Genomic DNA, 11,260 nt, shown 5'->3' with positions numbered 1-11,260 from the left:
GTCGACGAAGCCTTGAAAACCAAAGAACAAGAGATCATGCAGGTTTAATCGTCCTAGGTTGGCGTGAGGACGAACGGGAACCCCATGGCTACGGTCGATCAAGAGCAGCCCAAGGCGCACGCGCCTCTGCACGTGGCCATCGTCATGGATGGCAACGGGCGTTGGGCGAAGCGTCGCGGTCTGCCGCGTTCGCTCGGCCACCGGGCCGGGGTCGAATCGCTCAAGCGGACGGTGGCCGCCGCCCCGGACCTCAACGTCCGTTGGCTGACGGTCTTCGGGTTTTCGACTGAGAACTGGAGCCGGCCAGCGGCCGAGGTGAGCGAACTGATGGCGCTGCCCAAGCGCTATTTCGAGAGCGACCTGGCGCGGCTTGAACGCGATGGCGTGCGTGTCCGAGTGCTGGGCCGGCGAGAAGGACTCTCGGCCGATCTGGTGAAGATGCTGGACGAGGCCGAGCGCCGTACCGCCCACAATGATAAGTTCTTCCTGCAGATCGCTTTCAACTATGGCGGCCAGGCCGACATCGTTGAGGCGGCGCGCAAGTTCGCCGCCGAGGTCGCCGCGGGCCGAGCCTCGCCTGACGATCTCAATGAGGCGGTCTTCGCCAGTCATCTGGCGACAGGGGCGGCCCCCGCGCCGGATCTGGTGATCCGCCCCTCTGGCGAGCAACGGCTCTCAAACTTCTTGCTGTGGGAGTCGGCCTATTCGGAGTTCGTCTTCCAGGACGTCCTCTGGCCGGACTATGGCGCCGAGCATCTTGGGGCGGCGATCGATGAGTTTTACAAGCGCGAGCGGCGATACGGCGGCGCCGTAGCCGATGATGTCCTTGCCACCGGCTAGACGTTTCGACTGGACCAATCTGGGCATTCGCGTCGCCTCGGCCACCGTTCTGGTGCCCGCTGTGCTGGGCGCTGTGTGGTTCGCCGACTATCCTGGCATGAACTGGCTGTTCCTGGTCCTGGTCGCCGTCGCCGTGGCGCTCCTGGCGATCGAGTGGGGCGCGATGACCGCACCCCACGCGCCGATCCGAGTTTCCACGGCGCTGACCGTCGCGATCCTGGCCGGGGCGTTTCTGGCCCATACGGGACATATGCAGCTCGCATGGGGCGCCGCTGCGCTCGGCGCGGTCGCCGCCGCCTTGGTGGCGCGAGGTGTATCCGAGCGGCCAACCAACGCCGCGTTTGGCGTCATCTATCTGGCCATCCCGGTGATCTGCCTCGTCTGGCTGCGCTGGATGCCGGAAGGCCGGCAATGGACCGTGCTGCTGTTCGTCGTGGCCTGGGCCGCCGATATCGCCGCCTTCGCGGTCGGCAGCGCTCTGAAGGGGCCAAAGCTGTGGCCCAGGTTCTCACCGAACAAAACCTGGTCGGGGTTCATCGGCGGCTTGATCGCCGCGGCCGGCGCCGGTGTCGCCATGGCCGCGTTCAGCGACATCGTGCTGAGCCTGCAGGCGGGCGCCTTGATCGGGCTGGTGGGGGGCTTGGCGACCATGGGCGGCGATCTCTGGGAATCGATGCTCAAGCGCCGGTTCGGCGTGAAGGATTCGGGCGACCTGATTCCGGGGCACGGGGGATTGCTTGATCGGGTCGATGGGCTGATGTTCGCAGCGGTCGTTTTGGCCACCGCCCGCCTGATCAACCATCTGGGATGGGCAAATTGACTTTACCGCGTCGCGTCAGCGTTCTGGGTTCCACAGGATCAGTCGGGGTTTCAACCCTGGACCTGCTGGATAAGGCCGGCGCCGAGGTCGAGGTCTCGGCCCTAACCGCCGGAAAGAACGTCGAACGCCTCGTCGAACAAGCCTTGCGTTGGCGGCCCAAGCTCGCCGTCGTCGAGGATGAGACCAAGTACGCCGAACTGCGTGAGCGCCTGAAGGGCTCGGGCATTGAGACCGCGGCGGGCGCCGACGCTGTGGTCGATGCGGCGGCCGCCGACGCCCAGTGGGTCATGTCGGCGATTGTGGGGTTCGCCGGCCTGGCCCCGACCATGGCCGCGGCCAAGGCCGGGGCGGTGATCGGTCTGGCCAACAAGGAAAGCCTGGTCTGCGCCGGTCCTTCGCTGCTGCGGACGGCTAAGTTCGCGGGTGGGGCGGTGATTCCGGTCGATTCCGAGCACTCGGCGATCTTCCAGGTGCTGGATCCGATGAACGCCCAGCATGTGAGCCGCCTGATCCTGACGGCGTCCGGCGGTCCGTTCCGCGGCTGGACCATGGAGCAGATGGCCCATGCGACGCCGGAACAGGCCGTGGCCCACCCGAAGTGGGACATGGGCGTCAAGATCTCCATCGACTCGGCCACGATGATGAACAAGGGCCTCGAGATGATCGAGGCGGCCTATCTGTTCTCCATGCCGTCCGAGCGCGTGGATGTGCTGGTCCATCCGCAGTCGATCATCCACAGCCTCGTCGAATATGCCGACGGATCGACGCTGGCTCAACTGGGCGCGCCCGATATGCGCACGCCGATCGCCTGCGCGTTCGCCTGGCCAGATCGACTGCCCTGGCCGGCCCCGAAGCTGGATTTGGCGGCTATTGGCCAATTGACCTTCGAAGAACCTGACCTGCGCCGCTTTCCCGCCTTGAAGATCGCCAAAGAAGCATTGGCGGCCGGTGGGGCCGCGCCCGCGGTGATGAACGCCGCCAACGAGGTCGCCGTGGCAGCCTTCCTTGACCGCAAGATTGGCTTTCTCGATATTGCCTCCACGGTGGCAGAAACCCTCGAACGGGTGGATGCTCAGGGCTTCGTCGCCGCGACAGGCGGCGACACGCTCGAAACCGCCCGGCAAACAGATTCGATCGCTCGCCGTGTGGCCAATGACGTCGTCAGCGGCCTGACCCGCTAGGGTCCTGGAGGACTACCGCCTTTGATCGATTTCACCCTGACCGCTCTGATGTTCGTGGTTCCCTTCGTCCTGGTGCTGGGACTGGTGGTGACCATTCACGAACTCGGCCATTTTCTGGCCGCCAAGAGCTTTGGGGTCGCGATCGACCGTTTTTCGATCGGCTTTGGAAAGGCGATCGCCTCCTGGACGGACAAGTCCGGCGTCGAATGGCGGATCGGCTGGATCCCGCTGGGCGGCTACGTGAAGTTCTCGGGCGACGACAACGCCTCTAGCGTGCCTGATAGCGAGAACCTGGAGGCCCTGCGCCGCGACATCGAGGCTCAGGAAGGCCGCGAGGCGGTCCTCCGCTACTTCCATTTCAAGCCCCTCTGGCAGCGCGCCATTGTGGTCGCCGCCGGACCGCTGGCCAATTTCGCCTTGGCGATCACGTTGTTCGCCGCGCTGCTGCTGGCGTTCGGCCAATTCGTCTTGCCGCCGAAGATCGCAGCTGTGCAGCCGGGCAGCCCGGCCGAACGGGCTGGCTTCCTGCCCGGGGACCTCGTCCTCAAGGCCGAGGGGCGCCCGATCAAGGGTTTCGACGAGCTTGCCCAACTGGTCCAGGTCCGCGCCAACGTCCCGACCGACTTCGTCGTCGAGCGGGGAGGGCGCGAGGTCGACATCGTCGCTACCCCGGAATGGGCGGTGCGTACCGATCAGGTCGCCGGCGAGCGTCGCCAAGGCATGCTCGGCCTGTCGCCGGCCCAGTCCAAGGCCGATTATGTCCACGTTCGCTACAACCCGATCCAGGCCGTGGCCGGCGGGGTCGACCGGACGTGGCGGACTCTTGAGACGACGGTCTACTATCTTGGCCGCATGGTCACCGGCCAGGTGTCCGCTGATCAACTCAGCGGACCGCTGGGAATCGCGCGAATCTCGGGCAAGGTGGCGCAGGCTGGCGCCGAGGGCGCGCCCGACGTGGGAAGTATGATCCTCGGCGGCGGCGTTAATCTGCTCCAGCTTGCGGCGTTCATTTCGGTGAGCATCGGCTTCATGAATTTGCTGCCAGTCCCTGTCCTGGATGGGGGACACCTGCTGTTCTACGCTTACGAGGCGGTGGCCCGTCGGCCGGTGGCGGCGAAGGTGCAGGCCGCAGGTTACCGTGTGGGGCTTGCGCTGTTGCTGGGATTGATGTTGTTCGCCACCTGGAACGATCTGCAGCAAATGCGTGTGTTCAAAATCCTTGGCGGCGTGTTCTCCTGACCCGCCCATTTCCGTTGACGGCTGATACGATGCAAAGAACCCGCGCCCATGGCGCCGCGCTCGCCTCCGGCCTCGCCCTATTGATGGGATCGACGGCGCTCACCCTGCCTGGCGCCGCACTGGCCCAGCAAGGCGCGCCAGCTCAGGCTCCAACGCCCGCTCCAGCCGCGCCGCAGGCGCAGGGTCAGCAGTCGGGCGTGGTCCAGAGGATCATCGTCCGGGGCAATGAGCGGATCGAGCAATCGACCGTGCTGTCCTACCTGCCGATCCAGCCTGGCGACGTCCTGGATCCGGCCAAGGCCGACTTGGCGCTGAAGACCTTGTTCCGCACCGATCTCTTCGCCGACGTGAAGATCGATCTGCAGGGGCCGGACATGATCGTCACGGTCGTTGAGAACCCGATCATCAACAAGGTGGTGTTCGAGGGGAACTCGGGCCTGAAGGAAGAGAAGCTTCGCGACGAAGTCAGCGTGCGGCCGCGTGGGATCTTCACCCGCGCCAAGGTGCAGTCCGACGTTCAGCGCATCGTCGAGCTCTATCGGCGATCGGGCCGGATCTCGGCCACCGTCACGCCGAAGATCGTCGAGCTGCCGCAAAAGCGTGTCGACCTGATCTTCGAGATCAATGAAGGCCCAAAGAGCGGCGTGCTGCGCGTCAACTTCCTGGGCAACAAGGAGTTCTCGGACAACGACCTGCGCGATGTTGTCGTGACCGAGCAGTCCAGCTGGTACAAGTTCTTCTCGACCAACGCGAACTACGATCCGGACCGGCTCGAGTACGACAAGGAGCAGTTGCGCAAGCACTACCGCAACCGCGGCTTCTACGATTTCCGTGTGGCTTCGGCGATCGCCGAGCTGGCTCCGGACAAGAACGGCTTCGTCATCACCTACACCCTCGACGAAGGGCCGGAGTACAAGTTCGGGAAGATCTCGGTCGAGACCGAACTTCAGAAGCTCGACAAGAACGTCCTGCTGCAACTGGTCCCGATCCGTTCCGGCGAGATCTACCAAGACCAGAAGATCGAAGCGGCGACCGACTCGCTCACCTTCGCCGCCGGGGCGGCCGGCTTCGCGTCGGTGGACGTGCGTCCGCGCTACACCGCGAACCGCGAGACCGGCCTTGTCGACGTGGTGTTCCAGGTCCGCGAAGGCCCGCGCGTCTATGTCGAGCGCATCGACATCACCGGCAACACCCGCACGCTCGACTCGGTGATCCGCCGCGAGATGAATATCGTCGAGGGCGACGCCTACAACCGCGCCCTGGTCGATCGCTCACGCAACAACATCCGCGCTCTTGGCTTCTTCAAGGACGTCACCATCGAGGAGGCGGCGGGCTCGGCGCCCGACCGTACCGGCCTACAGGTGAGGGTCGAAGAGCAGCCCACCGGGGAGCTTTCGTTCAGCGCGGGCTATTCGTCCGTTGACCAACTCGTGCTCGACCTGGGCGTTACCGAGCGGAACTTCCGCGGTCGCGGCCAGAGCGTCCGGGCCCGGGTGTCCGTCGGCTCGCTGCGTCAGCAGATCGACTTCGGCTTCACCGAGCCGCGGTTCATGGGACGCGATCTGGGCGCGGGCATCGACCTCTATTCGTACCGCTACGACCTGACCGAATACACGTCCTACAAGACCGTGACGATCGGCGGGAATATCCGTCTGGCCTTCCCGTTGACGCTGAATTCGCGGATGTCGACGCGCTATACGCTTCGCCAGGAAGACGTCCAGATCGACGATTCCTATTGCAATCCCGCGGCGCCGCTGGTGTCGCGATCGCTCTGCGAGCAGCGCGGCGAGTACCTGACCTCGCTGATCGGCTACACCTACCTGTACGATCGCCGCAACGACCCGATCAATCCGACCCGTGGTTTCCGTTTCGACATCAGCCAGGACCTGGCCGGCCTGGGCGGCGACGTGAACTACATCAGCACCGAAGTGACCGGCGGCTGGTGGCACGGGTTCAACAAGGACTTCATCTTCAGCCTGACCGGCCAAGGCGGCTACATCGCCGGCTGGAATGGCGACATTGTTCGCGTCAACAGCCACTTCTACAAGGGCGGCAACACCTTCCGCGGCTTCGAGACCGCCGGTATCGGCCCGCGCGACACTAACTTCGGGAACTCCGACTCCCTGGGCGGCCGCGCCTATGCGATCGGCACGGCCGAGCTCACGATCCCGACCTTCCTGCCCGAGCAGTACGGCATCAAGGCCGCGCTGTTCAGCGATGTTGGTACGCTCGGCCTGCTGGACGATTATTATAAGCTGAAGGCCGACGGCACCGTCGACCCAGCCATCAAGGACGACATGTCGCTGCGCGCCACGGCTGGCGTGTCGATCTTCTGGCGCTCGCCGATGGGCCCCATCCGATTCGACTTCAGCCAAGTTTTGGCCAAAGAAGACTACGACAAGACCGAAACCTTCCGGTTCTCAACCTCAACCAGGTTCTAATAACTCCTCATGACGATCAAAGCCCTTGTTGCGGCGACTTGCGTCGCCGCCATCACCGCGTCCGTGTCGACCGCAGCCTTTGCTCAGGCCGCGGCTCCCGCCGCTGCTCCTGCGGTCAGTCATGGCCCGGCGCTTCCCGGCGTCTGCGTGATTTCGCTCGAAGGCGCGATCACCGGCTCGACGGTCGGCCAATACGTGCAAACCCGCCTGCAGCAGATCGCCGCCCAGGTTCAGGCTGAACTGAAGGCTGAAGACACCGCCTTGCAGAACGAAGCCAAGACCCTCGAAGGCCAACGTGCGTCGCTCGACCAGAAGACCTTTGAGACTCGCGCCACGGCTTTGCAGAACAAGGCTAATGTCTTCCAGCGCAAGGCCCAGCAGCGTGAGCGCGAACTTGGCGCCACCCAGCAGAAGGCCCTGGGCCGCGTCGGCCAGGAACTCGACCCGATCATCCGTCAGGTCTATCAGCAGCGTCAGTGCAGCCTGCTGCTGAACCGTGACTCGGTCGTGCTCGCCAATCCGGCCATGGATATCAGCCAACCGGTCGTCACCGCCCTGAACGCCAAGATCACCCAGTTCAACTTCGACCGGGAACGTCTGGACCAGGCGGCGGCCCCCGCGCAAACTCCGGCGACCGCGACCCGCAAGTAGGGCGCGACTCGCGATAAAGGCGGGTCGAGCCGAAGGATTTCGATGCCCGACCCCCGTTTCTTTGAAGACCTTGGCCCTGTCACGCTTGCCGATCTGGCGAGCCTGACAGGCGCCGAACTCCTCGTGTCCGACCATGGTGCGCGCCAAGTGCGCGCGGTCGCTGTCCTGGCCAGCGCGCAGTCCGACACCATCACCTTCCTGTCTGACCGCAAACACGCCGGGGATCTGGCGAGCTCCCAGGCTGGCGCGGTCTTCGTGACGCAGCGCGACGCCGATCTCGTTCCAGAGGGATGCGCGGCGCTGATCACGCCCATGCCGCAGGCGGCCTATGCCGGCGCGGCCAATCGTTTGCACCGTCCCAGGCGTCATCAGGGGGACCAGGCGATCGCGCCGGACGCGGTGTTCGAAGAGGACGTCGTCCTGGCGCCTGGCGTCGTCGTCGGTCCTGGGGCACGTATCGGCGCGCGCACGCAGATTGGGGCCAATACCGTGATCGGCCCCGGCGTCGCCATCGGCCGTGACTGCGTCATCGGAGCCAATGTCACCCTGGGCTTTGCATTGCTGGGCGACCGCGTGCGCATCCTTGCGGGCGCGGTGATTGGCGAGCCTGGATTTGGCGCGGCCGGCGGCGCCAAGGGCGTGGTGGATATTCCCCAACTGGGCCGCGTGATCCTGCAGGACGGCGTCACGGTCGGCGCCAATAGCTGCATCGATCGCGGGGCCTTCGACGACACCTCGGTCGGCGAGAACACCAAGATCGACAATTTGGTGCAGATCGCACACAACGTCCACGTTGGGCGGAACTGCGTCATGGCCGCGCATACGGGCATTTCGGGCAGCGTCATCATCGGTGACGGAGCGGCCTTTGGCGGCCGAGCCGGGGTCGCCGACCACGTCACCATCGGCGACGGCGCACAGGTTGCGGCCGCCGCGGGCGTGTTCCGTGATATCCCCGCCGGCGAAACCTGGGGCGGTTTCCCCGGTCAACCTATTCGCCGCTGGATGCGTGAAGTCGCGTGGCTCTCTAGATCGGCTAACCGCAAGGGAGCGGACAAATGAGCAATGACGTGGCCGAGGCCGAGATCTCGATCGATATCGGCGAGATCATGGAGCGGATCCCGCACCGCTATCCCTTCCTGCTGGTCGATCGCGCCGAGGCGTATCGCCAGAACGAATCGATCATCGGCATCAAGTGCGTGACCATCAACGAGCCGTTCTTCCAGGGGCACTTTCCTGACTATGCGGTGATGCCGGGCGTGCTGATCGTCGAGGCGATGGCCCAGACGGGCGCCCTCCTGATGTCGAAGTCGCTGAACGTCGACCGGGTGGGCAAGACCATCCTGTTCACCTCGGTCGACAACTGCCGTTTTCGCCAACCGGTGCGGCCGGGCGACGTGCTGAGCATGCACGTCAAGGTCCTGCGCGTGCGCGGCGGGCTCTTCAAGTTCCAGGGCAAGGCGCTGGTGGGTGACAAGACCGCCGCCGAGGCCGAGTTCGCAGCCATGCTGGTGGAGACCCCATGAGCGTCGAGGTTCATCCCAGCTCTGTCGTCGATCGAAAGGCGCAACTCGCCGACGGCGTCGTCATTGGCCCCTTCTGCTCGGTCGGTCCCGATGTGAAGCTTGGTCCGCGCACCAAGCTGATGTCCCACGTGGTGGTCGATGGCCACACCACGCTCGGCGAGGACAACGTCCTCTATCCGTTCGTGATGCTGGGCGGCCCGCCGCAGCACACCGCCTACAAGGGCGAGCCCACCGAACTCGTGATCGGTGATCGCAACCTGATCCGCGAACACGCCACCATGAACACCGGCACGGTCGGCGGCGGCGGCGTGACCAAGGTCGGGTCGGACGGCCTGTTCATGATCGAGAGCCATGTCGGCCACGACTGCGTGGTCGGCGACCACGTGATCCTGACCAAGCAAGCCACTCTGGGCGGCCACTGCGACATCGGCGACTTTGTGATCGTGGGCGGCCTGGCGGCTATCCACCAACGCACCCGCATCGGGCGCCACGCGATGGTCGGCGGGCTGGCGGCCGTGGTGAAGGATGTGATCCCCTACGGCTCGGTGTGGGGCAACCACGCTCACCTCGAAGGTTTGAACCTGCTGGGCCTCAAGCGCCGCGGTTTCAGCCGTGAGAGCATCAATGTCATGCGGGCGGCCTATCGGATGCTGTTCGCCGACGAGGGGACGTTCCAGGAGCGGCTCGACGACACGGTCGAGACCTATTCGGGAAGCCCCGAGGTGATGGAAATCATCGACTTTATTCGCGCGGACGCCAGCCGGCCGCTGTGTTTGCCGGTGCGGGAGATCTAGGACGTGCAGAAACTTGGGCTCATCGCCGGCGGGGGAAATCTTCCCGTCGAGATCGCGCAACATTGCGAACAGTCCGGCCGGCCATTCTTCATCGTGCGTCTGAAGGGGTTTTCCGGCCCCGACATCGCCCGCTATCCCGGCGCCGACATCGGCCTGGCCGAGCTTGGCAAGTGCTTCAAGGCGCTCAAGCGCGCCGGCTGCAAGGCCGTGACCCTGGTCGGGACGGTCGATCGCCCGGACTTCAAGTCGCTAACGCCCGATCTGCGGGGCCTGATGGCCTTGCCCAGCGTGATCGCCGCCGCCCGCAAGGGTGACGACGCCCTGCTGAGGGCTCTGGTCGGTGAGTTCGAGAAGGAAGGGTTCGCCGTCGAAGGCGCCCATGAGGTGATGGGCGACCTGACCCTGCCGGTCGGCCCGCTTGGCGCCGTGACGCCGAACGCCCAGCAGATGGCCGATGTCGAGCGGGCGCTGAAGGTGGCGCGAGCGGTCGGTGAACTGGACGTGGGGCAGGGGGCCGTGGTCTGCGATGGGCTAGTGCTGGCCGTCGAGGCTCAGGAGGGCACTGACGCCATGCTGCGTCGGGTGGCCGAACTGCCCAGGACCCTGCGTGGCGCGCCCGACGCGCCGCGCGGCGTGTTGGCCAAGGCGCCCAAGCCGATTCAGGAAACCCGCATCGACCTGCCGACCATCGGCCTCAACACCATCCACCGCGCCGCCCAGGCGGGGCTGGCCGGGGTTGCTGGCCAAGCCGGCGGCTTGCTGGTGCTCGACCGCGACGCCGTGATCGAGCTGGCCAACGAACTTGGCCTGTTCGTGGTGGGCGTGGAGCCGCCGGCCGCGCCGTGACTAAGCCGCTATGCGTCATGCTGGTGGCCGCCGAGGCCTCGGGCGATGACCGCGGAGCCGGGCTCGCGCGGGCGCTGAGGCGGCGGCTGGGCGATGACGTTCGGTTCGTCGGCGTCGGTGGGGCGCGGATGGCGGCCGAGGGCGTGCAGAGCCCGTTCGATATCTCCCAGCTGTCGATCCTGGGCCTGCTGGAAGGCCTGCTGGCCTATCGCCGGGTGATGGCGAGGGTCGAAGATACAGTGGCCCTGGCGGCCCGCGAGAAGCCCGATGTGGTGGTGCTGATTGACTCCTGGGGGTTCACCCTGCGGGTCGCCCAGCGCCTGCGGAAGCTCGATCCGAAACTTCCGCTAGTGAAGTACGTGGCGCCTCAGGTGTGGGCGACCCGGCCGGGCCGCGCCAAAACCCTGGCGACCAGCGTCGATCATCTGTTGGCGATCCATGTCTTCGATGCGCCCTTTTTCGAGGCCGAAGGCCTGCCGACCACCTTTGTCGGCAATTCAGCCCTGACGCTCGACTTTTCGCAGGCTGACGGCGATCGGCTGCGGCGCGAGCTTGGCGTGACGCCGGACGCACCGGTGTTATTGGTGCTGCCGGGCAGCCGGCCGGGCGAGATCGCGCGGATCCTGCCGCCGTTTGCGCAGGCTGTGGCGATCCTGAAGGCCAGTCATCCAGACTTGGCGGTGGTCGTCCCTGCCGCTCCCACCGTGGCCGAGGCGGTAAAGGCCCAGGCCGGCGGTTGGGCGCACATCGTTGAGGGCGAGGTCGGCAAGCTCGACGCCATGAAGGCCGCGACCGTCGCCCTGGCCTGTTCAGGCACGGTGACGACGGAGTTGGCCATGGCCGGGGTGCCGATGGTGGTCGGCTATCGGCTGGGCAATCTCACCCACGCCATCCTGAAACACCTGATCCGCACACCCTACATCAC

General features: G+C 65.6%; 11 protein-coding genes. All 11 read left to right on the top strand.

Going from position 1 to position 11,260, the window contains the following annotated elements; all coding sequences use genetic code 11:
• Nucleotides 1–84 precede the first annotated feature (84 nt).
• Nucleotides 85–840, top strand: coding sequence for a polyprenyl diphosphate synthase (gene uppS, locus Q7T84_RS18755; protein ID WP_304811976.1), 756 nt, complete (start codon nt 85–87; stop codon nt 838–840).
• The gene (locus Q7T84_RS18750; protein ID WP_304811972.1) at nt 818–1,660 is read left to right on the top strand and encodes a phosphatidate cytidylyltransferase; all 843 of its coding nucleotides are present in this window, start codon (nt 818–820) and stop codon (nt 1,658–1,660) included. The genes uppS and Q7T84_RS18750 overlap by 23 nt, the downstream gene beginning before the upstream one ends.
• Nucleotides 1,648–2,841, top strand: a complete 1,194-nt coding sequence (locus Q7T84_RS18745; RefSeq protein WP_304811968.1) for a 1-deoxy-D-xylulose-5-phosphate reductoisomerase — start codon at nt 1,648–1,650, stop codon at nt 2,839–2,841. The genes Q7T84_RS18750 and Q7T84_RS18745 overlap by 13 nt, the downstream gene beginning before the upstream one ends.
• A 21-nt stretch (nt 2,842–2,862) precedes the next feature.
• Nucleotides 2,863–4,080, top strand: coding sequence for an RIP metalloprotease RseP (rseP, locus tag Q7T84_RS18740; protein ID WP_304811965.1), 1,218 nt, complete (start codon nt 2,863–2,865; stop codon nt 4,078–4,080).
• Between the two features lie 29 nt (nt 4,081–4,109).
• Nucleotides 4,110–6,521 (top strand): outer membrane protein assembly factor BamA, encoded by a 2,412-nt coding sequence (gene bamA / locus Q7T84_RS18735; RefSeq protein ID WP_304811962.1) that lies wholly within the window; start codon nt 4,110–4,112, stop codon nt 6,519–6,521.
• A 9-nt stretch (nt 6,522–6,530) separates the two neighbouring features.
• Nucleotides 6,531–7,172 (top strand): OmpH family outer membrane protein, encoded by a 642-nt coding sequence (locus Q7T84_RS18730; protein WP_304811959.1) that lies wholly within the window; start codon nt 6,531–6,533, stop codon nt 7,170–7,172.
• 42 nt (nt 7,173–7,214) lie between these two features.
• Nucleotides 7,215–8,231: a UDP-3-O-(3-hydroxymyristoyl)glucosamine N-acyltransferase gene (lpxD, locus tag Q7T84_RS18725; RefSeq protein ID WP_304811950.1), complete on the top strand. Its 1,017-nt coding sequence runs from the start codon at nt 7,215–7,217 to the stop codon at nt 8,229–8,231.
• Nucleotides 8,228–8,695 (top strand): 3-hydroxyacyl-ACP dehydratase FabZ, encoded by a 468-nt coding sequence (fabZ, locus tag Q7T84_RS18720; protein ID WP_304811947.1) that lies wholly within the window; start codon nt 8,228–8,230, stop codon nt 8,693–8,695. Before lpxD ends, fabZ begins: the two co-directional genes overlap by 4 nt.
• Nucleotides 8,692–9,489 (top strand): acyl-ACP--UDP-N-acetylglucosamine O-acyltransferase, encoded by a 798-nt coding sequence (lpxA, locus tag Q7T84_RS18715; RefSeq protein ID WP_304811944.1) that lies wholly within the window; start codon nt 8,692–8,694, stop codon nt 9,487–9,489. The genes fabZ and lpxA overlap by 4 nt, the downstream gene beginning before the upstream one ends.
• A gap of 3 nt (nt 9,490–9,492) precedes the next feature.
• Complete coding sequence (locus Q7T84_RS18710; RefSeq protein WP_304811942.1) at nt 9,493–10,335, top strand: LpxI family protein; 843 nt, start codon at nt 9,493–9,495, stop codon at nt 10,333–10,335.
• The coding region (lpxB, locus tag Q7T84_RS18705; RefSeq protein WP_304811940.1) for a lipid-A-disaccharide synthase at nt 10,332–11,260 on the top strand (929 nt) is incomplete at its 3' end. The genes Q7T84_RS18710 and lpxB, both read left to right, overlap by 4 nt.

The organism is Phenylobacterium sp. (genome assembly GCF_030654915.1).
Classification (GTDB): Bacteria; Pseudomonadota; Alphaproteobacteria; order Caulobacterales; family Caulobacteraceae; genus Phenylobacterium.
This window is presented reverse-complemented; position numbering and strand designations above follow the sequence as displayed.